This is a genomic window from Sphingobium sufflavum (genome assembly GCF_021403115.1).
In the GTDB taxonomy this organism is placed as follows: Bacteria; Pseudomonadota; Alphaproteobacteria; order Sphingomonadales; family Sphingomonadaceae; genus Sphingobium; species Sphingobium sufflavum.
On the sequence record NZ_JAJSSH010000005.1, the window covers coordinates 81,530 to 108,469 of the forward strand.

The window sequence follows — 26,940 nt, forward strand, 5'->3', positions numbered from 1 at the left end:
CCGCTACTATGATGCGCGGATTATTCGGCGTCCGCCTTCTTCTTGGCGGGGGCCTTCTTGGGCTTGGGAGCCGCTTCGGCAGCGCCTTCCTCAGCCGGAGCGGCGGCAGCCTTCTTGGCCGGAGCCTTCTTGGGCTTGGCCGCAGCGTCGTCGGCCTTGGCTTCGCCCTCGGCTACAGGCTCCGCGTCCGCCTTCTTGGCCTTGGCCTTCGCCTTGGGCTTTTCGGCGGCATGGTCGTGGTGGTCATGGCCGCAGTTGGGGCCATGGACATGACCGCCCTCTTCGCCCTCGATCTCCGACTCCAGTTCCTCGCGGCTCACGGCGCGATCGGTGATCGCGGCCTTGCCGAACAGGAAGTCGACGACCTTGTCCTCATACAGCGGCGCGCGCAGCTGGGCAGCGGCCATCGGCTCGTTGCGGACATATTCCACGAACTGCTGACGCTGGTTGGGCTGGTACCGCTGGGCTTCCTGCGCGATCAGGCGGTTCATTTCCTGCTCGCTGACTTCCACGCCATTGGCCTGGCCGATTTCCGACAACAGCAGGCCGAGGCGGACCCGGCGCACGGCGATGCCGCGATAGTCTTCCTTCTCCGCTTCCATCTCGGCGAGGGCGGCGGCGGGATCTTCCTCATGACCGGCTTCATGCTGAAGCTGCGACCAGATCTGCTCGAACTCCGCCTCGACCATCGTCGGCGGCACGTCGAAGCTGTGCGCGTCGGCCAGCTGGTCGAGCAGCTTGCGCTTCATATGGGTGCGCGTCAGGCCGTTATGCTCCTGCTCGATCTGGGCCTTAAGCAGCTCCTTGAGCTTCTCCAGGCTCTCCAGGCCGAGCGACTTGGCAAACTCATCGTCCGGCGCGCCAGCCGCCTTCACCTTCACCGCCTTGATGACGAGGTCGAAGGTCGCGGGCTTGCCGGCGAGGTTGGCCGCGCCATAATCTTCGGGGAAGGTGACGGCGATCTGCTTCTCGTCACCGACCTTCACGCCGACCAGCTGGTCCTCGAAGCCGGGGATCAGGCTGCCCGAACCGATCACGACGGGCATGTCCTGGCCGGTGCCGCCGTCGAAGGCGACGCCATCGGCGGTCTTGCCGACGAAATCGGTGATGACCTGGTCGCCCTCGGCCGCGGCATGGCCCTCGGCGCTGTCCTCGAAACGGGGATTGCCGCTGGCAATGCGCTCGACAGCCTCATCGACCTGCGAATCGGTGACTTCGACGGTCAGGCGTTCCAGCGTGATGCCGTCGGTCGAGGGGGCCTCGATCACGGGCAGCACTTCCAGCGCGACCTTCAGCTCGACATCCTTGCCCAGCGCGATCTCACCCACCGGCTCGACCGAAGGCTGCATCGCGGGGCGCAGCTTGTTGTCCACAATCACCTGCTGAACGCCGGCCTGGATCGCCTTGTCCAGCGCCTCGCGCTGGAGCGATTCGCCGTGCATCTTGCGCACCAGATTGGCGGGCACCTTGCCGGGGCGGAAACCGGGCATCTTCATCTGGGGAGCCAGCGCCTTGACTTCGGCCTCGACGCGGGCGTCGATGTCCTGGGCGGTGACGGTCAGGGTATAGGCGCGCTTGAGGCCTTCGTTCAACGTCTCGACAATCTGCATCTTTTTCGTTCCGAACTTCCAGAAAGGCTGAATTGCGTTGGCGCTGCACGAGGGCAGGCGACACTGGTGCGGGCGAAGGGACTCGAACCCCCACATCTTGCGATACCAGAACCTAAATCTGGCGCGTCTACCAGTTTCGCCACGCCCGCATCGGTCGCCGGTCGGCGCGTCCTATAGCAAGGCGAAACAAAGGGCAATCCCGGTGATGCGTAGCAGCCCGCCACAATATGGGAAGCATATCATGACCGCCTGATGACAGCCATGGGACGGGTCAGCGCCGACGACATCGCTTCCCCCGCCATCATGCAGGCTGTCTCACCCCCACCCCGCACCACCGGAGCGAAGGAACCTTTACCGCCCGCACCCGATTGAGAGCAGGGACAAGGAGACAGATATGGCCAGCCAGCCCGAAATCCCGCCGCCCGACACCATTCAACCCCAATCCCCCCCGGAAACCCCGCCGATCGAGACGCCGGACGAGGCCCCCTATCGAGATCCGCCGGAGATCACGCCGGAGACGCCCAATGTGGACAATCCGGGGCGCGGACCGGACGAACTGCCGCCACCCCTGCCCGACTGATGTGACCTGAAGCGTTTTCGAAGCAGAGGCAGGTGAAATCATCGGCCGCCTCGGAAAACGCGGAAAATCAAAAGATTAGAGCGCGGAGGCGATGCAATCGGGTCGGAACCTGCCCTAAAAGCGCGCGGATTCCATGATCGCCTCGGCCTGTGGCAGGCCGGTGGGGAAATAATGCAGTTCCGGGCCGTAGAAATTGCCCACGAACAATTGCTTGCCGACTACTGCCAGCCGGGCGACGCCGCGCCGCTTCAGTTCGTCGTTCGGCAGGCTGTAGCGATAGCGCACGACGACGCCTGCATGTCCGCCAAAACTGGCCGGTTCGCTGCTCTCCACGGCAAAATCGGTCAGGTTGTTCTGCACCCGAAAACTGCGTTCGAAAAAGTCGGTCAGGTCGGGAAGCAGCATGGTGCTGTCGAAACGCGGCATGGGATTCTGCTTCGCGCTCCGCTCCCGATACAGGGGCAGGCCGCTCGGAACCGCCGCGAAAAACTCCAGCCCGTTGAGACCAAAGCCGTCCTGCGTCCAGGCGACCCCCTGCTTGCCCGGTCGCGCGCCCGCCTGATTCCAGTCTGCCGTGGGCGTCACCACCATCGTGCCAACCTGCACGGGCTGCTTGGCCGCCAGCAACTTCCACCCCGCCGGCGCCGGTGTCGCCATCGCGAGAGAGAAAAGTCCCAGCAGGGCCGTGTAAAGTCCAGCACGCACCATCAATTCTCCACCAAAAGCCGGATCGCGGCGGCATCGCCTGCATTCGGGCTGCGTTTCAGATATTCGGCAAGGGACGCCTGCCCGTCTGTCCTGTCACCTAGTCGCATCGCGCACAGGCCCAGCCCCCGCCAGGTTTCCGGCGGCGCCAGCGGCTGGACCACAGCCTGCTGGAAGAATCCGCGCGCGGTCGCCAGGTCGCGGGGATTGCCCCGCAAACGGTACAGTTCCCCGCGCAGGAAATAGAGTTGCGCGTCCCAGCCCAGCGCATCCCCGCGCGACCGGATCACATAGTCGGCGCCCGCAAAGTCATTGCCCTTGATGAGGGGATCGAAAAGATCGCGCAGGTACGGCGCGGTCGCCTCCTTATAGGGGTCGCGGCGATCCTCCCCGACATCGCCCGCTTCGCCCTCCTGCTTTGCGAAGAAGGCGAACCGCTGCATTTCCGGCGGATGACTGTCGAGAAGGCCGGGCGTCAGATGCTTGATCTTGCGCAGGCCCCGCTCCTTGCGCAGGGCATCCTGTTCATCCACCAGCCGTTTCCAGATGCCGGATGCCCGCAGGCGATAGGGCGATGCCCGCACCAACTGGGCCGACAGCGCATCCGCCTCGCTCTCCTGATCCCGGCCATAGCTGACGAAGCCGATGATCAGGCTGTTGCCTGTACTGGCGAAGCTGGTCCTCGAAACCGCTCCGGCAAGGCTGATCCACGCGAGCGCATCCGCCGTGCTCCGTCCCTTGCGAAACCGGCCTAAGGAATGCCGCCGCTCGAAATGGGCGAATTCATGCCCCAGCACCGCCGCCAGTTCCGCCTCGGAATGGACCCGCGCCAGCAGACCTGTATGCACGACCATCAGGCCGTTGGGCGCCATACTTGCGTTGAAGCTCTCGTCCCTGACGATATAGGTGCGCATCGCCCCGCATCGGTCGGCACCCACGGTCCGGCACAATATGCCATGGACATAGGCGGTCAGCGTCTCGTCGCGCAATATGGCGGGCGAATCCCGAAACCGCCGTTCATATTCGTCAAGCTGCATCCACAGGCCACGCTCATCCACGCCCTGCGGCTCATAGGCCCCGGCATAGGGCGGCCGTGTAAACTCCCCCGCCCCCGCAACAGCCCCCGCGCCAGAGGACATCATCGCCGCCAGACCAAGGCCGAACACCGACAGGGACGCCATCCAGCGATGGCCCCGCGTCATGGCGCGGCCGCCACCTGCACGCCCGGCTTCAGGCCGGGAAAATCCTCCAGCAACTGCCCGACACGCTTCTGCATGCCCAGCGCATCACGAACATCACCGCCCATCTGGCCATCGGCGTTCAGCCAGACCAGATCGCCCGTCTCCAGATCGACCAGCCCGGCATAGCCCAGATGCACGCCGGACTGCACACCCACGCCGACCAGCCCCGCCGCCAGAAACTGGAACATCTTGCGGCCCAGCGAGCCATATTGGTCCTCGGTCGTGATGAACAGGCCATAGCGGGCGCCGGTCAGTTCGGCGATCTGCTTGGTCTCCTTGCCCAGCGTCCATTCGAACGGCTTGTTCTTGCGGGTGGGCAGGCGGTTGCCGGGGAAAAACTGATAGACCATGACCGAATTGGCGACCGCGCTGAACAACGCCCGATGCGCCGCCACCGAATCCGCCGCCGCACCGACCAGATCGGGTTCCTCGACAATCTCGTTCGCAAAGTCGCTCTGCCGACGCCGCAACTCGGTCACGAACAGGTCGCGCGCCTTGGCCGTCCAGTCGGCATTGGATTCAGGCGTGCCGCCGGTCCCCTGCTCACCAACCTGGATGGTCGGGCGAAAGAGCAGGATTTTCTGCCCCTTCAATGCTTCCGCCGAAAAATTCGGCCGGACGGCGCCCCGCTCCTGCGCGAACGCCATCGGACCGGTCAGGCCCGTCCAGGCGAGCAGGATTGCGATTGTGAGATTGCGTTTCATGATTCCCCCCTGGGAGGAGAAACCAAAACGCCAAAGCCTTCGCAAGCCTAGCCTTTTCAATTCACATCCGAAACGGATAAATCCCGTCGGATCAACCCAGCGCCTTCTTCAGCAATTCATTGACCACGCCCGGATTGGCCTTGCCCTGCATCGCCTTCATCGTCTGGCCCACGAAGAAGCCGAACAGGGCTTCCTTGCCGCCGCGATACTGCTCGACCTTGTCCGCATTGTCGGACAGGATTTTCGCGATGACGGCGTCGATCGCGCCGGTGTCGCTGGTCTGCTTCAGGCCTTTTTCCTCGACGATCTTGGCCGCCGGCTCGCCGGTTTCCAGCATGATCTCGAATACCTGCTTCGAAATGGTGCCGGAAATCGTGCCGTCCGCGACCAGCGCCAGCAGTTCCGCGCCCTGCTGCGGCGAGACGGGGCTGTCGGCCAGTTCGCGGCCCAGCCGGTTCAGCGCGCCATACAGCTCCGACATCAGCCAGTTGGCCGACGCCTTGGCCACCGCCGCCTCGTCCTTCTTCTGGATGGCCGCGCCCGCGGTCAGCAGCGCCTCGAACCAGCGCGCCGTGTCCGCCTCCGCCGTCAGCACCGCCGCATTATAGGCGGACAGGCCCAGCACCTGCTCATAACGGGCGCGCTTGGCGTCCGGCAGTTCGGGCAGGCTGGCGCGACATTCCTCGACAAAGGCGTCGTCCAGTTCCAGCGGCAACAGGTCGGGGTCGGGGAAATAGCGATAGTCGTGCGCGTCCTCCTTGGACCGCATCGACCGCGTCTCGTTCCGGTCCGGGTCGTACAGGCGGGTTTCCTGCACGATCGTGCCGCCCGCCTCGATCACGTCGACCTGACGATTGGCCTCATGCTCCACCACGGCCATGACGAAGCGGACGGAGTTGACGTTCTTCGTCTCCGTGCGCGTGCCAAATTCCTCGCCGGGGCGACGGACGGAGACGTTCACGTCCGCCCGCATCGACCCCTGGTCCATATTGCCGTCGCACGACCCGACATAGCGCAGGATCGTCCGCAGCTTCGCCAGATAGGCGCCAGCCTCCGCCGGGGACCGCATGTCGGGCCGCGACACGATCTCCATCAGCGCCACGCCCGACCGGTTGAGGTCGACATAGGAGCTGGTCGGATGCTGGTCGTGCATCAGCTTGCCGGCATCCTGCTCGACATGGATACGCTCGACGCCGATGCGCTTGACGGCGCTGTCCGGCTTCTTGTCGTCCAGCGTGATCTCGATCTCGCCCTCACCCACCAGCGGGTGGTAGAGCTGGCTGATCTGGTAGCCCTGCGGCAGGTCGGCGTAGAAATAATTCTTGCGGTCGAAGCGCGACCATTTGTTGATCTGCGCGCCGATGGCGATGCCTGTGCGCACGGCCTGACGGATGCACTCGCGGTTGGGCACGGGCAACATGCCGGGCATGGCGGCGTCGACCAGGCTGACCTGGCTGTTGGGTTCCGCGCCAAAGGCGGTGGCCGCGCCGGAGAAGAGCTTCGACTGGCTCGTCACCTGGGCATGGACCTCCAGGCCGATCACGACCTCCCACTCACCGGTTGCGCCCTGGATGCGATAGCTTGATTCGGTCACGTCAATTCCATGCGATTGAAGTTGTCGGCATTTCTGCATCCCCTAGGGCCATATGACCCCGGCCCGCAACAGACATGTCGCCTGTCCCGTTCATGGACCATGGGGCCGCGCCGCCCTCCTCCACCCATCGTCACCCGATTGTCATGCGCCCGACAGGCGTATAGGACGGGGATGAGCCAAAGTATCCGCCACCATTTGGGGAAGCATGCAGGGAATTGCCGCGCGCACTGGGCGAAGCCTGATCGTCTTTACCTGGGATGGTGGATCGCTGGACCATATCGGTCTGGACGCGGACCCCCGTTTCGACATTCTGCTGTTCGACTTCACCGGCCGCGCGACACCGCCGGACCGCGACTGGCCGTTCCTGTCCCACCGGACGGAGTGCAAGGGCGACGTGCTGCGCGTCGTCAGCCGCTACCTGCGCCAACAGGGGGGCAGCCCGGAATATGTCGCCCTGTTCGACCATGACATCCGCACCAGCATCGGCGGGATCAACCGGCTGCTGGACATAGCGCGGCGGGAGAAGCTGGACAGCTTTGCCCCCGCGCTCAGCCCGGACAGCTATTTCTCCTATCCCCGCTTCCTCGCCTGCCCGCAGAGCAGCGTGCGCAAGACCCGGTGGGTGGAGGTGATGATGCCCTTCTACCGCACCGAACTGTTCCTGGCGGCGGGGGATTTCTACGAACGGTCGATCACCGCCTATGGCATCGACAGCTTCGTGATGCCGATGTTCCAGAAGATATTGGGCATGGACAATGTGGCGATCATCGACCTCGTCACCGTCACCCATATGCATCCGGTGTCGAGTGGATCGCGCTGCTGCTCCAACGGCCTGACCCCCTATCGCGAGCGGATATTGGCGCGGCGGCAATGCCTGTCCTGGCTGAAGGCGAACCGGCCCGACCTGATCGGGACGGCGTGGTTCTACGCCACCTTTGCGCCGCTGGATGGCCCGGCGCGATTCTGGCTGCTGCGACTCGGCTGGCCCTGGCATCAGGCGTGGCGACTCCTGCGGTCGCTGCCCTCCCCGCAACGGCGGACCCGCGCCCATGCGCTGCCGCCGGTAACCCCCTCCTGACCTGACCCTACCCCGCGTCGGCCTGCACGGGACCATGTACGGGGCCACGCGCGAGACCCCGTCCGAGACATTGCTCCACAAAGGCCAGGTAATCGCGCGCGATCTGTGGTGAGGAGAAGCGTTCCATCGACTGCGCGACCTGATCCGCCGGCGGCGCCACCAATTCCCCCGCCACCATCGCGCGCAGGGCGTCCGCCACACCCGCGACATCGCCGGGCTGGAGCAACAAGCCCAGCTTGCCCCCCTCCAGCACCTCACACGGGCCGCTGGGGCAATCGAATGTCGCGACGGGCACACCCGCCATCAGCGCCTCGGTCAGCACGATCGCGAACCCCTCGAACACCGACGTCAGCGCAAAGCCGCAGGCGCGGGCCAGATAGGGGCGCACATCCGGTTGGAACCCGCCAAAGATGACATCGTCGCCCAGCCCCAGCCGCTGCACCAGATCCCGCAGCCTGCCCTCCAGTTCCCCCTCGCCCAGGATCAGCAGCCGCGCACGACCCGCCAGCCCCGACCGGGCAAAGGCGCGAATCAGGGTCGCATGGTCCTTCTGCCGGGTCATCCGACCCGCCGTCATGACGACCGGCCGGTCGAACCATGCCTCATGCTCCACCGGCAGGGGCAGCGGCGGCTCCCGCTCCGGTATCGGGTTATAGACGAGATGGGTGCGGTCGGCGGGAATGGCGAAATGCGCCTGCACCTGTTCGCCCAGCGCCCTGGACACCACATGGCAGCCCAGCACGTCGCGATACAGCCAGCGTTCGGGACCATGGCCGAACCAGCGCCGGACCCAGAACCGATGCGCGCGGGGAATGTCGAGCGCAGCATGGACGCTCAGTGCCAGCGGGATCTCCGGCACCCATTTGCGCGCCAGCCCCGCCATGATCTTGGCCGTGTGGACAAAGGCGATCAGCAGGTCGGGCCGCGCCCGGCGGCAATAGCGCACGATATGCGGACCGCACAGCATCTCGTTCGGCGCGCGCAGGTCCACCCGATATTGCCGGGCGATGGGATGATCGACCAGCGACCCCTCGTTCACCGCGACCAGCAGGTCGACGGCATATCCCGACCGGGCCAGCACATCGACCAGAAACAAGGCCACCCGTTCCGCACCGCCGCCGTTGAGGGAAGGCAGCAGGACGGCAATCCTGCGCGGTTGATCGGGCGGGTCTGTCTCTACCACCAACGCTCCGGCCTTGCCGAGAAAGCGGCCCGCTCCTCGATCGCCAGCGCGGCGTTCAGCACGCCCTGCTCGTCCAGCGCCCGGCCGATGAGCTGGAGGCCCAGCGGCAGGCCCTGCGAATCCAGGCCAGCGGGCACCGACATGGCGGGCAGGCCAGCCAGGCTGGCGGGCACCGTGAACACGTCGTTGAGGTACATGGCCAGCGGATCGGCCTGCTTCTCGCCCAGCGCAAAGGCCGCACTCGGCGCGGTCGGGGTCAGCAGGATGTCGCACTCGGCAAAGGCCCGGTCGAAATCGCGGGCGATCAGCGCGCGCACCTTCTGCGCCTGCGTATAATAGGCGTCGTAGAAGCCCGCCGACAGCACATAGGTGCCGATCATGATGCGGCGCTTGACCTCCGGCCCGAAACCGGCAGCGCGGGTCGCGGCATACATGTCCTGAAGACCGGCGCCATCCGGCAGGTCGCGCAGGCCATAGCGCACGCCATCATAGCGCGCGAGGTTGGAGGAGGCCTCCGCCGGCGCGATGATATAATAGGCGGGCAACGCATATTCGGTGTGCGGCAGGGAGACGTTGACGATCTCCGCCCCGGCATCCTTCAGCCAGGCGATGCCCTGCTCCCACAGCGCGTCAATCTCCTGCGGCATACCGTCGACCCGATACTCCTTGGGAATACCGATCTTCTTGCCTTTGAGATTGCCGGACAATCCCGCTTCCCACTGGGGCACTGGCAGGTCGAGCGAGGTCGAATCCTTGACGTCGAAACCGGACATGGCTTCCAGCAGGATCGCATTGTCGCGCACCGTGCGCGCCATCGGCCCCGCCTGATCCAGCGAGGAAGCGAAGGCGACCACGCCCCAGCGCGAGCAGCGGCCATAGGTCGGCTTGATGCCCGCAATGCCCGTAAAGGCGGCGGGCTGGCGGATGGAACCGCCGGTGTCCGTACCGGTCGCCGCCGGGCACAGCCGCGCGGAAATGGCCGACGAACTGCCACCCGACGAACCACCGGGCGCCAGCGTCGCATTGTCACCGGAACCGCGCTTCCACGGGGAAATCACATTGCCGAAGAAGCTCGTCTCGTTGGACGATCCCATCGCGAACTGGTCGAGGTTCAGCTTGCCCAGCATACCCGCCCCCGCATCCCACAATTTCTGGGAGACGGTCGATTCATAGGTCGGCACGAATCCTTCCAGCATGTGGCTCGCGGCGGTCGTCTGCACGCCCGCCGTGCAGAACAAATCCTTCATGCCGATCGGCACGCCCGACAAAGGCTTGAGGTCGCCCGCCGCCCGCGCGGCATCGGCGGCGTCGGCGGCGGCCAGCGCCTTTTCCGGCGTCTCCACGATGAAGGCGTTCAGCGCCTTCGCGGCGGCAACATTGGCGTTGAAGCCTTCCGCCACTTCGCGCGCGGTGAATTCGCCCGCACGGAAACCGTCACGGATTTCGGCGACGGTCAGGTTGGTCACATCGCTCATTATTCGATCACCTTGGGAACCGCGAAGAAGCCATGTTCGGCTTGCGGCGCATTGGCCAGCACCTTCTCCCGCACATTGCCGTCGGTCACGGCATCCTGGCGCAGGCGCAGGTGATTGGGAATGACGGCGGTCATCGGCTCCACGCCGCTGACATCCACATTCCCCAACTGCTCCACGAATCCGAGGATATTGTTGAGTTCCGGCACCAACGCCTCTGCCTCTCCGTCGGTAACGGCAAGGCGAGCCAGGCTGGCGATTTTCTTCACTGTTGCAAGGTCAACGCTCATGCCCAGCGCGCTAGCATCGGCGGGGGATTGCATCAAGGCACGTCGTCAGGCGCAGCGATATTCTCCGTCACCTGAGTGAGACGCCCCTTTGGCCAAGGGACGCTCCGGCCAAGGCCCCTCTGGTCAAGCAACACCGGGCGCGCTATCCGCCGCCATCGCCTTCGCTGGCCCGGCTCTTGCGGGAAGACACCCCTTGGCACGCAAATTCCTGTTCCTCTTCGCGGGGCTGATCGTCCTCGTCATTGTCGCCGCCTCCACCTATCGCCTGTGGGGCGACCGCCTGCTCCGCGTCGCGCTGGTGCCCGGCGCACCGTTCAGCGCGCCCGCGCCGCGCACCGCCGCCAGCTACACCGGCCCGGCGCTCTGGTATGACCATGGCACAACCGGCGCGGCCCAGCCCACGGGCGCCGACGTCTGGCCCGCCCGCCCGGCGGAGCGGCAGGCCGCGACCTTCTTTGTCCACCCGACCAGCTATATCGACCGCGGCCAATGGAACGCCCCCGATGGCGACAAGGGTGCGGACGACCTCGCCCGCACCTTCATCGGCGTGGACAAGGGCATCTTCGCCGCCGTCGGCCCGTTCTGGGCGCCCCGTTACCGGCAGGCGACCTTCGGCAGCTTCCTGACCGAAAAGCCCGAAGCGGAGCAGGCGCTGGACGCCGCCTATGGCGATGTCGCCGCCGCGTTCGACGCCTTCCTCGCCGCCAATCCCACCGGGCCGATCATCCTCGCCGGGCATAGCCAGGGCGCGCGGCACCTGATGCGCCTGCTGGCGGACAAGGTCGCCGGAAAGCCGGTCGCGTCGCGCATCGTCGCCGCCTATCTGGTCGGCTGGCCCATCTCCACCACGGCGGACCTGCCCGCCCTCGGCCTGCCCGCCTGCACCCGCGCCGACCAGCCGGGCTGCATCCTGAGCTGGCAGAGTTTCGCCGCTCCCGCCGGCGCCGACTATATCCTCAAACCCTATGATGCCGGACGCGGCCTGACGGGACAGCCCCGGCGCGGATCGCCGATGCTGTGCGTCAACCCGCTCACCGGCACGTCCGGCCCCGCCCCGGTCCCTGCCGCCGCCAATCAGGGCATGGCGAAGCGGGAGCAGACGAAGGACGGTAAGGACGGCGCGCTGACCCTCGTCCGCCCCGGCGTGGGCGCGACCTGCAGCGGGGCGCAGGACTGGCGCGGCCTCCTCCTCATCGACGGGGAACCGGACCTTGGCCCCTATGTCCTCCCCGGCAATAATTACCATGTCTATGACTATATGCTGTTCTGGGCCAATGTGCAGACGGACGCGGGGCGGAGGCTGGACGCATTTTGGAAACGCTGATCACCACGGATAAGGAGGCTTTTCGTCAGGCGCTGCCCAACGGCGGGCGGCTGGCGGGGCTGGATGTCGGCACAAAGACCATCGGCGTCGCTATCTGCGACGCGGAATGGATGATCGCGACGGGGTCGGAGACGATCGCCCGCACCAAATTCTCCAAGGACAAGGGCAAGCTGAAGGAGATATTGGCCGCCCAGTCGATCCGCGGTCTGGTGATCGGCCTGCCGCTCAACATGGACGGCACCGACAGCCCGCGCACCCAGTCCAGCCGCGCCTTCGCCCGCAATGTCGCGGACCTGAACCTGCCGATATTGCTGTGGGACGAACGCTGGTCCACGCAGGCCGTGACCCGCGCGATGATCGACGCGGACACCAGCCGCGCCCGCCGCGCCGTGCTGGTCGACAAGCTGGCGGCCAGCTATATCCTGCAAGGCGCCATCGACGGGCTGGGCATGGGCAGCCTCGGCGCCTTCGACCCGCTATAAGCGACCGGGGTCGTCATGGGCGGGGGCCGTTCGCCCCGCGCTTGCACCGTCATTCCAATGCAGGCCGGAACCTCCCCCGGCCTGCACAAAACAGGGCCAGGACCAGGGCGGGACATGCCCCGCCCTGCCCTGTCCCCCTCAGAACAGCGGCGCGATGTTCGGCAGTTCGAAGTTGGTGCGGATGCCCGGCGCGGCGGCGACGACGGCCGGGATGGCGTTGACCGGGCGATGCGCGGTCAGGCCCGGCGTGAAGGCCGCATAATCCTCCAGCTTGACCGGGAAGGTCAGGCGCAGCTCCATCGGCGCGTCGCCCTCCACCTTCACGTTCCAGCCGGAATAGAGCATCTCGCCCCAGTCCTGATCCAGATCGGTGGTGCAATACCAGTGCGCGCGGAACCGCAGCAGCGGCTTGCCATCCTTGACGCCCGTGACCGTGATACGCAGGCCCGCGACGGTCCCCGCCTCGATCTTGCCCGCCGCAATCTCCACATCTTTGTTCGCGACCGCCGTGTCACCCTCGACGGTGATGTCGTCCAGCGTCAGGTTCATCGCCTCCGCCAGACCGATCAGCGATCCGCTGAAATCTTGCTTCACATGGGCCAGCATATGCTGGTTGAACTGGCCGGGCGAGACGCCATAGCCCATCTGCTGGAAGATCATTTCCGGTGAATTGCGGCTTTCCATGTTCGCATATTCATTGATGGTCAGGCAGTCGAGCCGCCGTTGCTGCGCCAGCAGCGGCAGCGGCAGCGCGTCGGAGATGAAACCGGGGCTGCTGCCCGAACTGTGGATCGACGTGCCCCCCTCGATACAGGCGGCCTGCACCTCGGCCCGCCGTTCCGGGTTCATCGCGGCGGGGTGCAGGAACTCCCCGCGCGGCGTCACGATATTCTTGCCGGACGCCAGCAGGCGGCAGACCTGATCGTAATCGGTGAAGGCGGGCATGTAGAGGACAGCGTCGGCGTCCAGCGCCATGATCGCCTCCACCTTGTCCGTCGCCTTCACGCCGGTAACGGGGCCGAGGCCGCACAGCTCCCCCGCATCCTTCCCCGCCTTCGCCGCAGAGGTCACATAGACGCCGACCAGATCATAGAGCGGATGCTCGATCACCGCGCGCAGCGAGCGCGACCCGACATTGCCGGTCGCCCATTGAACGACACGATACCGCTTGTTCTCCGTCATACTCTCTCCCAGATCCGGTAATCGCCTTGCTGCGGCGGAGAATGTCGCAAGCGGCCCATGGCACTATCCCCGTGTGGGGACATGATCCACTTGACGCCCCGGCGATCCCCCTCCGCACCGGCGGCTGGCCCAAAGCGGGCGGCCAACGAAAAGGGGGAGGCGGCATCGCGCCACCTCCCCCTCCTGTCACCCCCGTCGAGGGCGCATCAATATTTGAAGCCGACCTGCACGCCATAGGTGGCGGGCTGCGCCCAGACGCTGCCGATGCCGGTGGTCGCATAGTTGACCGCCGCCCGATACCGCCGATCGGTGACATTGTCGCCAAACACAGCGACCGTGAAATGCTCGCTCGGATCGACCCATTCGGCGCGCAGGCTGAGCTGCTCATAACCCTTCTGCCGGAACTGCTGCGCCACGCCAAAGAAGAAGCCGGACGTGTAGTAGAGGTTGCCCGACAGGTTCAGGCGACCGCCACCCAGGTCGAGGCCATAGCTGGCCGCGACATTGCCCGTGAACTTGGGCGACCGCTGCATCTGGAAACCGCTGGCGTCGATCAGATTCTCGTTGATCGTGCTGGTGCCGCAGGGGCCACCCGCCGTGGTGCCGCAATAGATGTAGAAGGGCGCCTGCTGGAAATTCTTATATTTCGCATGCGTCCAGGCCGCACCGCCGGACAGGGTGAAGTCGGAGGTCATACGATAGCTGACCTGCCCCTCCAGACCATAGATTTCCGAACTGGCGGCGTTGGTGATCTTGGCCGTGCCCGCCTGGAAGCTGGACACCTGAAGATCCTTATAGTCGTAATAGAAGCCGGACAGGTCGACCGAGACACGGCGGTCGCTGTATTTATAGCCCAGTTCATAGGCCGTGATCTTCTCCGGCCGGACGGGCTTGTAGCTATAGCCGCCGACGTTCAGCAGCCCTGCCTTATAGCCCATGCTGAACGAGCCATAGACGCTCGACCGCTCGTCGGGCTTGTAGCGGACGACGACGCGCGGCGTGACCCGCTCGTTGGTCAGGTCGGGCACGTTTAACTGCGAATAGAGCGGCTGGGTCGTATAGGGGACGAAGGTGCCATTGGCATTTTCATAACCACCGGCCGTCAGGGCGCGCAGGAAATAGGCTTCCTTGACCTTGTCATGGCTGTAGCGCGCGCCTGCCGTCACGAACAGTTGCGGCGTCACTTCATAGGTGGCGTCGGCAAAGGCCGCGATCGATTCCGTCACCGTGCTGGACGCGCCATTATAGGTCAGCGGCCCGCCGCCCAGAATGGCGCTGGTGTTCCAGGTGTCGCGGTTGCGGAAATAATAGGCGCCCGTCGTCCATTGCAGGCGCGACCCCGACTTGGAACTCAACAGCAGTTCCTGCGTGAAGGTCCGGTTCTTGGCCACGATGTTGATGGAGAAATAGTTGAGCGCGGTCGCGTCCAGGTCCTGGAGATTGTCGACATTCTCGTCGCGATACTGGGTGTAGGAGGTCAGGTTCGCAAAGCCCAGGTCCGCCTTGATCGTACCTTGCACGATGTCCGCCTTGGTCCGGTTGTACAATCGGTCGGTAAAGGCCACCTTGTCCGGGTCGGTCGTGTAGAGCGACGGCGGCGTGAAGGTTTGCACGAAGGGCACGCCCTTCTCGACAAAGGCGTTGTGCATCAGCGCAGTCGGATCGTCGGATTCCGAATGGATGTAGCGCAGCAGGACGCTGACATTCTCGGACAGTTCGGCTTTCAGGCCGGTGCGGATCGACCAGCGTTCATACCCGCCGACCTTCTTGTCGCCATTGATGATGTTGGTCTGGAAACCGTCGCTGCGGCGATACAGGCCCTCCACGTCGAAGGCCAGACCCTGCCCCAGCCCGGCGGTGCCATAGCCCTGCACCTCGACCGTGTTGAAATTGCCATAGGACGCCTTGAGCTGCGCGCCCGGCGTCTCGCTGGGTTCGGCGGTGGTGACGAGGATCGCGCCACCGGTCGTGTTGCGGCCGAACAATGTGCCCTGTGGCCCCTTCAGCACCTGAATATTCTGCACCTTCATCAACTGGAAATCGGTCGTCGCGGCGCTGGGGGTGAAGAAGCCGTCGACATAGGTCGCGACGTTGGGACCGCCGCCCGACGTGGTGATCGCCGTGCCTACGCCGCGAATGGTCGGCTGGGTAAACACGCCCGCCTTGTCGAAGCGCAGGGCGGGGACGACGCGGGCCAGATCGACCAGCTGCCGGACGCCCGCATTCTCCAGCGCGGTTTCGCCGACCGTGGTGATGGTGATCGGCACGTCGACCGATTTTTCCTCACGGCGCTGCGCGGTGACGACGATGTCGGCATTGTCGACGACCAGATCGCCGGTCGCGGCGGCGGGCTGCGCCCAGGCCGGGGATGTGGCAGCAAGCCCGGCGGCCAGCGCGGCAATAGACGCAAAGCGACCGTAAGATGCTAAAGTCATGGCAATCCTCCCACTATGATCGGTGACCGCCTCCTTATGATTGTGCGGTCGTTTCGCGCTCAGCCTATCGGAAAATCGCTCGCTTCCAACAGCAAAAACCGTGGGTCAGTCATTTTAGTGCCCCCCGTGGCTCCATTGCAACGGTGACGCGCGGGGCAGCACAGGGGGTCAGGGCGTGAAGATGCCGATGGTGTCCTGCCGGGGATCGGGCGTTTCCGCGCGCCAGCGCACAGAGCCGAACGGCCGGGCCAGTTGCCGCCGCACGCGCGGCGCCTCCCGGTCGTGGTGATAGGCATCGGCCTGCGCCTGCACCTCCCGGTCGGCATGGGTGTTGCGGTCGCGCAGGCGCAGATAGTCACCCCATGTCGGGCACTCGAACCGCTCCGTCCACGCCCAGGGATTGCCGATGGCGCGCGACAACTGCCAGCTAAACCCGCCGTTGCGCTGGCGGATGCGCTGGACCTTCAGCATGACGCCATAGAATTCGCGCGCCTGCGCCGGGTCGACGTCATAATCGACCTCGATCACGATCGGGCCGGACCGCAGCGAAATGTCCAGCGCGACATCCGGTTCATAGCCGAACTCGACCAGTTCCAGGTCGCTGTCCTGGCTCTCCGTGTCGATCAGCGGCAGCGCGAAGCCGACCACGCCGGTCAGCAGCAGCGCGCCGCCCGACACGACCATGGCCACCTCCACGCTCCATGCGGACGCGAACTCGCCCCACAGGATCGCGCCGATAGCGATGCCACCGGTCAGGGCGGAGGTGAACAGCGACAACGCCCGCGCCGTGACCCAGCGGGGGGCGGCCAGCTGCACCGCGACGTTCATCAGCGACACGGTCAGAATATTGACCCCGCCCGCAAAGAAAAAGGCGACCGCCGTGATCCAGACATTGGTGCTCAGCCCCATCGCCGCCAGCGCGCCCGCGGAAATCAGCGCGCTCCAGCGCAGCGCATTTTCGGTGCCCATGCCGTCGCGGATCGGCTGAATCGCCAGCGCGCCCACGACCGCGCCCACGCCGCTCGCCCCCAGCAACAGGCCATAAGTGCCCGCATTGCCGTGCAGCAGGTCGCGCGCGATCAGCGCACCCAGCGCGGAATAGGACGCCGTCGCCAGACCGAACAGCAGCGCCCGGCCCAGCACGCGGCGGATCGGCGGCGAGTGAAAGGCATAGCGCATACCGGACAGGATCGCCCGGTCGATACGTTCGGGCGGCAGGCGGGATGGCACATGCGCCCGCTTCCACAACCAGAAGGTGATGAACAGCGGGATATAGCTGACCGTCGTCAGGTTGAACGCGGCCTTCGCGCCCCATGCCAGCACGATGACGCCGCCCAGCGCGGGACCGAAACTGCGCGCGATATTATAGCTGATCGAGCCCAGCGCGACGGCGGCGGGCAATTGCTCCGGCTCCACTTGTTCGCGGATCGACGATTGCCAGGATGGCGCGAAAATCGCCACGCCCGCGCCGATGATGACGCAGAACAGCAACAGAACCCAGGGGGAGGTATAGCCCAGATAGGCCAGCACGGTCAGCACCGCCGCACCCGCGATGGAAAAGGCGAGGCCCGACATGGCGATTTTCCGCCGGTCGAACATGTCCGCGATGGCCCCCGCCGGCACCGCAAAGATCATCATCGGCACCATCAGCGCGGTCTGCACCGCCGCCACCATGCTGGCGGAGGTGGTGAGATGCGTCATCTCCCACGCCGCGCCCACGCCCAGGATCAACTGCGCCAGATTGGAGAAGAGGCTGGCGATCCAGATGTTGCGGAACACGGGCTGGCGCAACGGCGCGAACGCGCCCGTCCCCCCTGCGCTGGCCGATCCGCTTGCGTCCGTCACTCGCCCGTCTCCCCGTTTACCATGTCACTTCCCCCATCGACCGCAGTGACGGCAGATGCGGCGTTAGGCAACCGTCTCGGCCCTTTCGCACGAAATATCGCCCGGATCGTTCCAATTGTTCCCGCATCCCACGGGCCAGCCGTTTCGCCAACCCATTCGACAGCCCATTCGACAGTATCGCGAAAATCGCCGGGGCGGCTATTGCCACCGGGCGATTGAAAGTCGCCGCGCGCTGATTACGTCCATAGAACAATCGCGGGAGCGATACGATAGGCCCTTCGGTGGCATCGGCATCGCCCCCATGTCATAGCCCCCCATGTCATAGCCGTGGCATAGTGGCAAAGTTCAGTGAGTCCTGCGCAGGGACGACGCTAGGGAGATAGAGATGGCCGACGCATTCATCATCGACGCCGTGCGGACACCGCGCAGCATCGGCAAAGTGGGCAAGGGCGCCCTGTCCGCCATGCTGCCGCAGCATCTCGCCGCGACCGTGCTGAAGGCGATCAAGGACCGCAACAATATCGACACCGCCGACGTGGACGATGTGATCTGGGGCGTCAGCGCGCAGTTCGGCGCGCAGGCCGGCGACATGGGCCGCATGGCCGCGCTCGACGCGGGCTATGACGTCAAGGCCAGCGGCATGACGCTCGACCGTTTCTGCGGCTCCGGCCTGACCGCCGTGAACCTCGCCGCCGCCAACATCATGGCGGGCATGGAGGATTTGGTGGTCGCGGGCGGCACGGAAATGCTGTCCTACATCAACAGCTATGGCGCGGAACTGCGCGCGTCGGGCCTGCAAAAGGGCGGTCTGGGCAGCAACAATCCCCGCCTCCAGGCCAAATATCCGCAGAGCAACCAGGGCGTCGCCGCCGACGCGATCGCCGCCATCGCCGGGATCACGCGCGAGGACATCGACAAGCTGGGCGCGGAGAGCCAGCGCCGCGCCGGCATCGCCATCAAGGAAGGCCGGTTCGCCAAATCGACCGTGCCCGTCTATGACGAGGATGGCACGCTGCTCCTCGACCATGAGGAATTCCCCCGCCCCGGCACCACTATCGAGGCGCTGGCCCAGCTCAAGCCCGCGTTCGAGGCGATTGCCGACATGCCCGCCGATGCGGAGGGCAACACGTTCAAGGGTCTGGTCAACAAGGTCTATCCCGATGTGGAGATCAAGGCGCTGCACCATGCGGGCACCTCGTCCGGCGTGGTGGATGGCGCTGCGGCGTTGCTGCTCGCCTCGGCAGACTATGCCGACAAGCATGGCCTCAAGAAGCGCGCCCGTGTCGTCGCCACCGCCAACATGGGCGGCGACCCCACGCTGATGCTCGACGCCCCCGTCCCCGCCGCGCAGAAAGTGCTCAAGCGCGCGGGCCTGACCGTCGCGGACATTGACGTGTTCGAGGTGAACGAGGCCTTTGCCGTGGTGGTGGAGAAGTTCATCCGCGAACTGGGCATCGACCGGGAGAAGATCAACATCAACGGCGGCGCCATCGCGCTGGGCCATCCCATCGGGGCCAGCGGTGCGGTGCTGATCGGCACCGCGCTGGACGAGCTGGAGCGCAGCGGTGGTCGCTACGCCCTCATCACCATGTGCGCGGCGGGCGGCATGGCCCCGGCGATCATCATCGAGCGCGTCTGAACCGGCATTTCTGCGGCGCTCGCCCTCATGCAGGGCGGGCGTCGCCGCTTCCCTTTCCCGCAATCCACGCTAAAGTCGGCTCTTTAACGGAGTGCGGGAATGAAGCCGGTGACGCTGGACAAGGACGACGACCCTGATCGCAAACGCGACCTGTCGCGCAAGCTGACCGTCATCGCCCGCCATCTGCGCAACCGTTTCGACCAGAGCGTGACCAAGCTGGGCGTCACTCGCTCGCAATGGACCTTGATCGCGGTGGTCGCGAGCCGGCCCGGCCTGACCCAGCGCACCATCGCCGAAGTGCTGGAGATTTCGGAGGCCGCCGCGGGCCGCCTCATCGACCGGCTCTGTGCGGAGGGCCTGCTGGAGCGCAAAGCCCGCAGCGACGACCGCCGCGCCTACAGCGTCTATCTGACCGACGCCGCCGCCCCCTATCTGGAAACGCTGGGCGGCATCGCGCGGCGCAATGAGGAGGAGACATTCTCCGGCCTCAGCGAGGAGCAGCTCGAACAGCTCGATACGCTGCTCGCCCTCGTCTACACCAATGTCGCGGCGCAACGGGATGCGTTGAAGACGCCGGTGTGAACCGGGCATCCCTCGCCGTCACGGGGGAATACGAGCCGTCCCCGCCGTCCCCATGACGCCATCCTGCCCCGCCCCCGGCTGACCGCGCCTGTCTCCACCGCGGACCGGGGCAGTCGCTTATTTCGAGGTCTGCCGTGTCCGATCGCCTGAAAGTCCTGCTGCAATATCTGCTGCCCAAGCAGGCCCTGACCATCCTCGCCGGTCGTCTGGCCGGGGCGCGGGCGGGCGGTGCGACGACGGCGGTGATCCGCTGGTTCGTCGGCCGATATGGCGTGAACATGGATGAGGCCGCCGACCCCGACATCGCCAGCTACACCAGTTTCAACGACTTCTTCACCCGTCCACTCCGGCCCGGCGTCCGCCCCCTCGCCCCGGCGGATTTCATCTGCCCGGTGGACGGCGCGATCAGCCAGTTTGGCGCGATCGACGATCATCATATCGTGCAGGCCAAGGGGCACCGCTTCACCACGACGCAGCTTGTCGGCGGCGATGCCGGTCTGGCGGCGCAGTTCCGCCACGGCAGCTTCGCCAACCTCTATCTGTCGCCCCGCGACTATCACCGGCTGCACATGCCCTGTGACGGCACGCTGACCCGCATGATCTATGTGCCCGGCGCGCTCTTCTCCGTGAACCCGGTGACCGCCCGCGGCGTCCCCAATCTGTTCGCGCGCAACGAGCGGGTGGTGTGCGTATTCGATTCACCAGAGCATGGCCCGTTCGTCATGGTGCTGGTCGGCGCCACCATCGTCGGCAGCATGGCCACCCCATGGCATGGCGTGGTCAATCCCCGCCGCACGGGCCGGATGGCCGAATGGACCTATGCCGACGGGGCCGTCGCGCTGAAAAAGGGCGAGGAGATGGGCCGCTTCCTGCTGGGATCGACCGTCGTGATGCTGTTCGGGCCGGACGTCATCGCCTTCAACCCCGACTGGTCGCCGGAACGCTCCGTGCGCCTCGGCGAAGCGATGGGCGACCGTCCGGGTTGACGTGTTTGAAAGCCGATGAAATCGGCTGCCGACCCGAAAAGCGCGGCAAATCAACAGGCGGGGGCGTGTTGCCTGTTCCGGGAATCATCATCCCGCTCCGGACCAACCGGAACGCTCCAGCGGGCGAAGCCGCCAGCCCCTGCCGCCATCGCCCCACCGCTCAGTCGAGGTTAGGCCGCAACCACCGCTCCGCCGTGTCGAGGTCCACGCCGCGTCGTCCGGCATAATCCTCCAGCTGGTCCCGCCCGACCCGCGCCACGCCGAAATATTCCGACTGGGGATGGCCGAAGTAGAAGCCGCTGACCGCCGCCGTGGGCAGCATCGCGAAATGCTCGGTCAGGGTGATGCCCGTCGCGTCCGTCGCCTTCAGCATGTCGAACAGGATCGGCTTCAGGCTATGGTCCGGGCACGCCGGATAGCCGGGCGCCGGCCGGATGCCGCGATACTGCTCCTTGATGAGCGCCTCGTTGGTCAGTTGCTCCCCCGTCGCATAGCCCCACAGCGTGGTGCGGACATGCTGGTGCAGCCGCTCCGCGAACGCTTCCGCAAAACGGTCGGCCAGCGCCTTCAGCAATATGTCCTGATAATCGTCATGCTCCGCCTTGAAACGGGCCAGATGCACGTCGATGCCCTGCCCGCCGGTCACGGCGAAACCGCCGATCCAGTCGCCGTCCGGGCTGATGAAGTCGGCCAGGCACATGTTCGCCCGCCCTTCCCGCTTGGCGATCTGCTGGCGCAGCATCGGCAGGCGCGTTTCCTCGCCATGACCGAGGTCCACCACCACATCGTCGCCATCGCGGCGGCACGGCCACAGGCCCGCCACGCCGCGCGCGGTCAGCCATTTCTCCGCGATGATCTGGTCCAGCATCGTCTGCGCATCGGCGTAGAGGTTGCGGGCGCTCTCCCCCACCACCGCATCGTCGAGGATTGCCGGATAATTACCCGCCAGCTCCCACGCGCGGAAGAAGGGCGTCCAGTCGATATACTCGCGCAGGTCCGCCAGATCCCAGTCCTCGAACACATGAACGCCCGGCTGCACCGGCGCGGCGGGCTTCAAAGCCTCGTCGATCACAAAGCCATTCGCGCGTGCGTCGGCCAGCGGCACGAGCGCGCTCTGTCCCTTGTTCGCACGGGCAACCCGGATCTTGTCATATTCATCCGCCACACCCGCGACGAACGGGTCGCGCTGTGTCTCGGACAGCAGCGCCGTCGCCACGCCCACCGCCCGGCTGGCGTCCAGCACATGCACCACCGGCCCCTTATATTCCGGCTCGATCCGCAGCGCGGTATGCACCTTGGACGTGGTCGCCCCGCCGATCAGCAGCGGCATGGTCATGCCCGCCCGCTGCATCTCGTTCGCCACCGTCACCATCTCGTCCAGAGACGGCGTGATGAGGCCGGACAGGCCGATCATGTCCGCGTCATTCTCGTTCGCGGCTTGCAGGATCGTCGTCCACGGCACCATGACGCCCAGGTCGATCACCTCGAACCCGTTGCACTGCATGACCACGCCGACGATATTCTTGCCGATGTCATGCACGTCGCCCTTCACGGTCGCCATGATGATCCGGCCCTTACCCTTTGCATTCGGGTCTTTTTCCGCCTCGATATAGGGGAAGAGGTGGGCGACCGCCTTCTTCATCACGCGGGCGGACTTCACCACCTGCGGCAGGAACATCTTGCCGGACCCGAACAGGTCGCCGACGACGTTCATGCCGTCCATCAACGGCCCCTCGATCACCTCGATCGGACGGCCGCCGCGATCCCGGATTGCGAGGCGCGCTTCCTCCGTATCGTCCACCACATAGGTGTCGATGCCCTTGACCAGCGCATGTTCGATCCGCTTGGTCACGGTCCAGCCGCGCCATTCCTCCGCCGCCTTTTCCGTCGCCGCGTCGGTGCCGCGATAGCTTTCGGCCAGCTGCACCAGCCGCTCGCCCGCGTCCGGGTCGCGGTTCAGGATCACATCCTCGCACGCGGTCCGCAGCACGGGATCGATCGTGTCATACACGTCGAGCTGACCCGCGTTGACGATGGCCATGTCCAGCCCGGCGGGAATCGCATGGTAGAGGAAGACGCTGTGCATCGCCCGGCGTACCGGCTCGTTACCGCGAAAGCTGAACGACAGGTTCGACAGGCCGCCGGAGAAATGGACGTGCGGGCAGCGCAGCTTGATTTCCTTCACCGCCTCGATGAAGTCGACGCCATAATTATTATGCTCCTCAATGCCCGTCGCCACGGCAAAGACATTGGGGTCAAAGATGATGTCTTCCGGCGGAAAACCGATACCGACCAGCAGCTTATAGGCGCGTTCGCAGATTTCGACCTTGCGCGCGCAGGTGTCCGCCTGCCCCACCTCGTCGAACGCCATCACGACCGCGGCGGCGCCATAGGCCATGCATTTTCGGGCGTGCTCCAGGAACGGCTCCTCGCCTTCCTTCATGCTGATGGAGTTGACGATGGGCTTGCCCGACACGCATTTCAGGCCCGCCTCGATCACGCTCCATTTGGAGCTGTCGATCATCACCGGCACCCGGCTAATGTCCGGTTCGGCGGTGATGAGTTTCAGGAACTGCTCCATCGCCGCCTGACTGTCGAGCAGGCCCTCGTCCATGTTCACATCGACGATTTGCGCGCCATTCTCCACCTGTTGCCGCGCGATGTCGACAGCGGCGGCATAGTCGCCCGCCATGATGAGCTTCTTGAACTTGGCGGAGCCGGTGACGTTGGTGCGTTCACCGATGTTGACGAAATTGGCGGAGGAGGTTTGTTCAGTCATGTCTGTTTTCCGTCACCCCGGCGCTGGCTGGGGTCTCCCGTTACTAGAGCGTTTTCCAAGCCGGTGGAATCACCCGCTGACTCGGAAAACACGCCAAACCAAAAACGTAGAGCATCCGGTCCGATGCAATCGGATCGGGAACGGCTCTAGGTCGTCGCTTGAGGCCCGCGATCCCAGCCTTCGCTGGGATGACGGTCCATTTTACGCCCCGATTACCATCGGCTCTAGCCCCGCGAGCCGCGTCACCACCGGAATCTCCGGCACGATGCGCGGCGGCAGGTCCGCCAGCGCACGCGCCGTCGCGCCGATATGCGCGGGCGTGGTGCCGCAACATCCGCCGACCATATTGACCAGCCCTTCGCGCTGCCATTCCGCGATCAGGCTGGCGGTCTTCTCCGGCAGTTCGTCATATTGCCCCAGTTCATTGGGCAGACCCGCGTTGGGATAGGCCAGGATCAGCGTGTCCGCACTCTTGGAAAGCTCCGTGAGGTACGGCCGCAAAAGGTCTGCACCAAAAGCACAATTCACGCCGATGGTCAGCGGCTTGAGGTGGCGCAGCGTGTACCAGAAGGCGGTGATGGTGTGGCCGGACAGGTTGCGCCCGGACATGTCGGTGATGGTGAAGCTCAGCATCAGCGGTACGGACCGGCCCGCCGCTTCCTCCGCCTCCCGCGCGGCCATGCCCGCCGCCTTGGCGTTCAGCGTGTCGAAGCAGGTCTCGACTAGGATGAAATCCACCCCGCCCTCGATCAAGGCGTCGCATTGCTCGCGATACTGGGCTTTCAGCGTGTCGAAGTCGATCTCGCGAAAGCCGGGGTCGTTCACCTGCGGGCTGAGCGACAATGTCTTGTTCGTCGGGCCGATGGACCCCGCCACGAACCGGCGGCGACCGTCCTTCGCCTCCGCCGCCGTGCAACATTCGCGCGCCAGCCGGGCCGCCGCCAGGTTCAGCTCGCGCACCAGATGCTCGCAGCCATAGTCGCTGAGCGCGATGCGGGTGGAGGAGAAGGTGTTCGTCTCGATCATGTCCGCGCCATTGTCGAGATAGGCGGTGTGGATCGCCTTCACCACGTCCGGCCGGGTCAGGCACAGCAGGTCGTTGTTGCCCTTCTGGTCATGATCGAGGTCGAGGGTGCCGCGATAATCCTCCTCCTTCAGGCCATAGCCCTGGATCGACGTGCCGTAGCCGCCGTCGAAGATCAGGATGCGGTCCTTCGCCGCGGCGCGCAGCGCGGTTTCGGCTTCCGATACGGGAAAGGTCATGCTGCTGTCTCCTGCACCGCGCCCACGGGCCTTTTGCCAAGGATATGGCAGACCGCATAGGCCAGTTCCGCCCGGTTGAGCGTATAGAAATGAAATTGGCGCACCCCGCCCGCATAGAGGCGGCGGCATTGTTCGGCCATCACCGTCGCGGCGACCAGCGCGCGCGATTCCGGGTGGTCGTCCAGCCCGTCGAACAGGCGCGGCAGCCAGGCCGGAATGGCGGTGCCGCCCAGCTTGGCCATCCGCATGACGCCCGCCAGGCTCATCACCGGCATCATGCCGGGCAGGATTTCCGTGTCGATCCCCGCCGCCGCGACCTCGTCGCGATAGCGCAGGAAGGTGTCCGGCTCGAAGAAAAATTGCGTGATCGCCCGGTCCGCGCCCGCGTCGATCTTGCGTTTCAGATTGTCGAGGTCGGCCGCCCTGTCCACCGAATCCGGGTGGCTTTCGGGATAGGCCGCGACCGAAATCTCGAACGGCGCCACATCCTTCAGGCCGCGCACCAACGCTTCCGCATTGGCGTAGCCGTCGGCGTGCGGCACATAGGGGCCACCTGTCGGCGTGTCGCCGCGCAGCGCGACGATATGGCGCACGCCCGCCGCCCAGTAAGCGCGGGCGACCGCGTCGATCTCCTCCCGCGACGCCTCGACGCAGGTCAGGTGCGCGGCGGCGGGGATGCTCGTCTCCCGCACGATCCGCTCCACCGTGGCATGGGTCCGCTCGCGCGTCGATCCGCCCGCGCCATAGGTCACGGAGACGAAGCGTGGTGCCAGCGGCGCCAGCGTCTCGATCGCGGACCACAGCGTCGCCTCCATCTTCTCCGTCTTGGGCGGGAAGAATTCGAAGCTGATCTCGGCATCGCCGGGCAGGGTATCGAGCAGCGGTGTCTCCGCCGGCGTGATTGTCATCGAGATGTTCCCAAGTTGCGAAGGGCGCGGACATTGCTCTCCTGCTGTCCGCCCTTCCAGATTTTCACCGTCAACGCATCGCCCGACAGGGTTTCCACCGCCGTCAGGGCGAGGCCGTTCTGCCGGAACCAGCCCGCCATCTGCTCGTCGGAGAAGCCCAGCCGCGCATGCGCCGCCTGGCTCCGCAACTCCTCCCGGTCGTGCGCCGCGAAATCCGCGATCACCACCACGCCGTCCGCCGACAGCACGCGCGCCAGTTCCGCGATCACCGCTTCGGGCGCCTGCGCATAATGCAGCACCTGATGCAGGATGATCGTGTCCGCCGACCCGTCATCCAGCGGCAGGGCGTTGAAGTCGCCGATGGTCAGCCGATATTTGCCGGGATCGTCGGTGGGCAGCTTGGCACGGGCCAGCCGCAGCATGTCCGGACTGCGGTCCACCGCGACCACCGCCGACGCCGCACCCCCGAACAGTTCGACCATGCGCCCCGTCCCCGTGCCCACGTCCAGCAGCCGCCCGATGGGCCGGTCGCCCAGCAGGCGCGCCATCGCGCCCTCCACCTCGGCCTCCGGCACATGCAGCGACCGGATCGCATCCCACTCGCCGGCATGGTCGGCAAAATATTGCGACGCAGCAGCGGCCCGGTCGGCCCGCACCGCGGCCAGCCGGGCGCGATCCGCCGCGATCCACAACTGCTCCTCGTCCTGCGGCGTGATCCGGTCGAACCAGTCCAGCATCGCCCGCGCCTCTTCGCCCTGCCCCGGCATCAGGAAGACCCAGCTCCCCTCCTTGCGCCGGTCGACCAGTTCGGCCTCCACCAAAATGCGGATATGGCGGGAAACGCGCGGCTGACTTTGCTCCATGACCTGCGCGACCTCGCCCACGGCCAGCTCCATCGTCCGCAGCAGATGGAATATCCGCAGGCGTGTCGGGTCCGCAAGAGCGCGGAAAATGTCGAGTGAGGCGGCCATGGCCTCCCTATATAAAGAATTCTTTATATCCGTCAATGGGCGCGCCCGGCCCGGCGACTCCACCACCGGTTTACGCTGCACTGCACT

The 26,940-nt window shown here is 65.6% G+C and carries 22 protein-coding genes and 1 tRNA gene; 7 read left to right on the forward strand and 16 right to left on the reverse strand.

Features of this window, described 5'->3' with window-relative positions; all coding sequences use genetic code 11:
• Positions 1–20 precede the first annotated feature (20 nt).
• Both tig and LWE61_RS09475 read right to left on the reverse strand, forming a co-directional pair.
• Complete coding sequence (gene tig / locus LWE61_RS09470; protein WP_234149814.1) at positions 21–1,610, reverse strand: trigger factor; 1,590 nt, start codon at positions 1,608–1,610, stop codon at positions 21–23.
• A gap of 64 nt (positions 1,611–1,674) precedes the next feature.
• Positions 1,675–1,759, reverse strand: a tRNA-Leu gene (locus LWE61_RS09475).
• A gap of 245 nt (positions 1,760–2,004) precedes the next feature.
• On the opposite strand from LWE61_RS09475, the gene LWE61_RS09480 reads away from it, so the two are divergent.
• Positions 2,005–2,190: a hypothetical protein gene (locus LWE61_RS09480; protein WP_234149815.1), complete on the forward strand. Its 186-nt coding sequence runs from the start codon at positions 2,005–2,007 to the stop codon at positions 2,188–2,190.
• A 114-nt stretch (positions 2,191–2,304) separates the two neighbouring features.
• On the opposite strand, the gene LWE61_RS09485 is transcribed toward LWE61_RS09480, so the two are convergent.
• From LWE61_RS09485 to gatB, 4 genes are all read right to left on the reverse strand, one after another.
• Entirely contained in the window at positions 2,305–2,898 is a 594-nt protein-coding gene (locus tag LWE61_RS09485; protein ID WP_234149816.1) for a hypothetical protein, read from the reverse strand.
• On the reverse strand, positions 2,898–4,097 hold the full coding sequence (locus LWE61_RS09490; protein ID WP_234149817.1) for a M48 family metallopeptidase: 1,200 nt from the start codon (positions 4,095–4,097) through the stop codon (positions 2,898–2,900). The genes LWE61_RS09485 and LWE61_RS09490 overlap by 1 nt, the downstream gene beginning before the upstream one ends.
• On the reverse strand, positions 4,094–4,840 hold the full coding sequence (locus LWE61_RS09495) for a hypothetical protein (RefSeq protein ID WP_234149818.1): 747 nt from the start codon (positions 4,838–4,840) through the stop codon (positions 4,094–4,096). Before LWE61_RS09495 ends, LWE61_RS09490 begins: the two co-directional genes overlap by 4 nt.
• A 91-nt stretch (positions 4,841–4,931) precedes the next feature.
• Positions 4,932–6,434: an Asp-tRNA(Asn)/Glu-tRNA(Gln) amidotransferase subunit GatB gene (gatB, locus tag LWE61_RS09500; RefSeq protein ID WP_234149819.1), complete on the reverse strand. Its 1,503-nt coding sequence runs from the start codon at positions 6,432–6,434 to the stop codon at positions 4,932–4,934.
• A gap of 205 nt (positions 6,435–6,639) precedes the next feature.
• Between gatB and LWE61_RS09505 the strand changes: the two genes are divergently transcribed.
• Positions 6,640–7,512, forward strand: a complete 873-nt coding sequence (locus LWE61_RS09505) for a hypothetical protein (RefSeq protein ID WP_234149820.1) — start codon at positions 6,640–6,642, stop codon at positions 7,510–7,512.
• Positions 7,513–7,519: 7 nt separating this feature from the next.
• Here the strand turns inward: LWE61_RS09505 and LWE61_RS09510 are convergent, their stop codons facing one another.
• The 3 genes from LWE61_RS09510 to gatC are packed head-to-tail and all read right to left on the reverse strand — an operon-like array spanning position 7,520 to position 10,457.
• Positions 7,520–8,695 (reverse strand): glycosyltransferase, encoded by a 1,176-nt coding sequence (locus LWE61_RS09510; protein WP_234149821.1) that lies wholly within the window; start codon positions 8,693–8,695, stop codon positions 7,520–7,522.
• A complete protein-coding gene (gene gatA / locus LWE61_RS09515) occupies positions 8,689–10,170 on the reverse strand; it encodes an Asp-tRNA(Asn)/Glu-tRNA(Gln) amidotransferase subunit GatA (RefSeq protein ID WP_234149822.1) in 1,482 nt (493 codons plus the stop codon). Before gatA ends, LWE61_RS09510 begins: the two co-directional genes overlap by 7 nt.
• Positions 10,170–10,457, reverse strand: a complete 288-nt coding sequence (gene gatC / locus LWE61_RS09520) for an Asp-tRNA(Asn)/Glu-tRNA(Gln) amidotransferase subunit GatC (RefSeq protein WP_234149823.1) — start codon at positions 10,455–10,457, stop codon at positions 10,170–10,172. The genes gatA and gatC overlap by 1 nt, the downstream gene beginning before the upstream one ends.
• Before the next feature lie 193 nt (positions 10,458–10,650).
• On the opposite strand from gatC, the gene LWE61_RS09525 reads away from it, so the two are divergent.
• Both LWE61_RS09525 and ruvX read left to right on the forward strand, forming a co-directional pair.
• Positions 10,651–11,781: a DUF3089 domain-containing protein gene (locus tag LWE61_RS09525; protein ID WP_234149824.1), complete on the forward strand. Its 1,131-nt coding sequence runs from the start codon at positions 10,651–10,653 to the stop codon at positions 11,779–11,781.
• Positions 11,778–12,263 (forward strand): Holliday junction resolvase RuvX, encoded by a 486-nt coding sequence (gene ruvX / locus LWE61_RS09530; RefSeq protein WP_234149965.1) that lies wholly within the window; start codon positions 11,778–11,780, stop codon positions 12,261–12,263. The genes LWE61_RS09525 and ruvX overlap by 4 nt, the downstream gene beginning before the upstream one ends.
• A 138-nt stretch (positions 12,264–12,401) precedes the next feature.
• On the opposite strand, the gene LWE61_RS09535 is transcribed toward ruvX, so the two are convergent.
• The 3 genes from LWE61_RS09535 to LWE61_RS09545 all read right to left on the reverse strand — a co-directional run bounded on the left by LWE61_RS09535 (position 12,402) and on the right by LWE61_RS09545 (position 17,725).
• Positions 12,402–13,445 carry an NAD(P)H-dependent amine dehydrogenase family protein gene (locus LWE61_RS09535; protein ID WP_234149825.1) on the reverse strand — a complete coding sequence of 348 codons (1,044 nt, stop codon included), beginning with the start codon at positions 13,443–13,445 and terminating at the stop codon, positions 12,402–12,404.
• Between the two features lie 206 nt (positions 13,446–13,651).
• Positions 13,652–15,880 (reverse strand): TonB-dependent receptor, encoded by a 2,229-nt coding sequence (locus LWE61_RS09540; protein ID WP_234149826.1) that lies wholly within the window; start codon positions 15,878–15,880, stop codon positions 13,652–13,654.
• Between the two features lie 168 nt (positions 15,881–16,048).
• Positions 16,049–17,725 carry an MFS transporter gene (locus tag LWE61_RS09545; RefSeq protein ID WP_234149827.1) on the reverse strand — a complete coding sequence of 559 codons (1,677 nt, stop codon included), beginning with the start codon at positions 17,723–17,725 and terminating at the stop codon, positions 16,049–16,051.
• Between the two features lie 385 nt (positions 17,726–18,110).
• Between LWE61_RS09545 and LWE61_RS09550 the strand changes: the two genes are divergently transcribed.
• The 3 genes from LWE61_RS09550 (at position 18,111) to asd (ending at position 20,932) form a co-directional block, all read left to right on the forward strand.
• Positions 18,111–19,364 (forward strand): acetyl-CoA C-acetyltransferase, encoded by a 1,254-nt coding sequence (locus tag LWE61_RS09550; protein ID WP_234149828.1) that lies wholly within the window; start codon positions 18,111–18,113, stop codon positions 19,362–19,364.
• Between the two features lie 99 nt (positions 19,365–19,463).
• The gene (locus tag LWE61_RS09555; RefSeq protein ID WP_234149829.1) at positions 19,464–19,946 is read left to right on the forward strand and encodes a MarR family winged helix-turn-helix transcriptional regulator; all 483 of its coding nucleotides are present in this window, start codon (positions 19,464–19,466) and stop codon (positions 19,944–19,946) included.
• A 134-nt stretch (positions 19,947–20,080) separates the two neighbouring features.
• Complete coding sequence (asd, locus tag LWE61_RS09560; RefSeq protein WP_234149830.1) at positions 20,081–20,932, forward strand: archaetidylserine decarboxylase; 852 nt, start codon at positions 20,081–20,083, stop codon at positions 20,930–20,932.
• A gap of 160 nt (positions 20,933–21,092) precedes the next feature.
• Here asd and metH read toward each other — a convergent pair whose 3' ends face one another.
• The 4 genes from metH to LWE61_RS09580 form a co-directional block, all read right to left on the reverse strand.
• Positions 21,093–23,711 (reverse strand): methionine synthase, encoded by a 2,619-nt coding sequence (gene metH, locus LWE61_RS09565; RefSeq protein ID WP_234149831.1) that lies wholly within the window; start codon positions 23,709–23,711, stop codon positions 21,093–21,095.
• Between the two features lie 201 nt (positions 23,712–23,912).
• Positions 23,913–24,974, reverse strand: coding sequence for a homocysteine S-methyltransferase family protein (locus LWE61_RS09570; RefSeq protein WP_234149832.1), 1,062 nt, complete (start codon positions 24,972–24,974; stop codon positions 23,913–23,915).
• On the reverse strand, positions 24,971–25,882 hold the full coding sequence (gene metF / locus LWE61_RS09575; protein ID WP_234149833.1) for a methylenetetrahydrofolate reductase [NAD(P)H]: 912 nt from the start codon (positions 25,880–25,882) through the stop codon (positions 24,971–24,973). Before metF ends, LWE61_RS09570 begins: the two co-directional genes overlap by 4 nt.
• Positions 25,879–26,853 carry an ArsR/SmtB family transcription factor gene (locus LWE61_RS09580; protein ID WP_234149834.1) on the reverse strand — a complete coding sequence of 325 codons (975 nt, stop codon included), beginning with the start codon at positions 26,851–26,853 and terminating at the stop codon, positions 25,879–25,881. The genes metF and LWE61_RS09580 overlap by 4 nt, the downstream gene beginning before the upstream one ends.
• Between the last annotated feature and the right edge of the window lie 87 nt (positions 26,854–26,940).

Excerpts from the sequence above, each read along its gene's own strand:
- tig (WP_234149814.1), bottom strand. The coding sequence starts at position 1,610 with ATGCAGATTGTCGAGACGTTGAACGAAGGCCTCAAGCGCGCCTATACC.
- LWE61_RS09480 (WP_234149815.1), top strand. The coding sequence starts at position 2,005 with ATGGCCAGCCAGCCCGAAATCCCGCCGCCCGACACCATTCAACCCCAA.
- LWE61_RS09485 (WP_234149816.1), bottom strand. The coding sequence starts at position 2,898 with ATGGTGCGTGCTGGACTTTACACGGCCCTGCTGGGACTTTTCTCTCTC.
- LWE61_RS09490 (WP_234149817.1), bottom strand. The coding sequence starts at position 4,097 with ATGACGCGGGGCCATCGCTGGATGGCGTCCCTGTCGGTGTTCGGCCTT.
- LWE61_RS09495 (WP_234149818.1), bottom strand. The coding sequence starts at position 4,840 with ATGAAACGCAATCTCACAATCGCAATCCTGCTCGCCTGGACGGGCCTG.
- LWE61_RS09505 (WP_234149820.1), top strand. The coding sequence starts at position 6,640 with ATGCAGGGAATTGCCGCGCGCACTGGGCGAAGCCTGATCGTCTTTACC.
- gatA (WP_234149822.1), bottom strand. The coding sequence starts at position 10,170 with ATGAGCGATGTGACCAACCTGACCGTCGCCGAAATCCGTGACGGTTTC.
- gatC (WP_234149823.1), bottom strand. The coding sequence starts at position 10,457 with ATGAGCGTTGACCTTGCAACAGTGAAGAAAATCGCCAGCCTGGCTCGC.
- LWE61_RS09535 (WP_234149825.1), bottom strand. The coding sequence starts at position 13,445 with ATGACGGAGAACAAGCGGTATCGTGTCGTTCAATGGGCGACCGGCAAT.
- LWE61_RS09540 (WP_234149826.1), bottom strand. The coding sequence starts at position 15,880 with ATGACTTTAGCATCTTACGGTCGCTTTGCGTCTATTGCCGCGCTGGCC.
- LWE61_RS09550 (WP_234149828.1), top strand. The coding sequence starts at position 18,111 with ATGGCCGACGCATTCATCATCGACGCCGTGCGGACACCGCGCAGCATC.
- LWE61_RS09555 (WP_234149829.1), top strand. The coding sequence starts at position 19,464 with ATGAAGCCGGTGACGCTGGACAAGGACGACGACCCTGATCGCAAACGC.
- metH (WP_234149831.1), bottom strand. The coding sequence starts at position 23,711 with ATGACTGAACAAACCTCCTCCGCCAATTTCGTCAACATCGGTGAACGC.
- LWE61_RS09570 (WP_234149832.1), bottom strand. The coding sequence starts at position 24,974 with ATGACCTTTCCCGTATCGGAAGCCGAAACCGCGCTGCGCGCCGCGGCG.
- metF (WP_234149833.1), bottom strand. The coding sequence starts at position 25,882 with ATGACAATCACGCCGGCGGAGACACCGCTGCTCGATACCCTGCCCGGC.
- LWE61_RS09580 (WP_234149834.1), bottom strand. The coding sequence starts at position 26,853 with ATGGCCGCCTCACTCGACATTTTCCGCGCTCTTGCGGACCCGACACGC.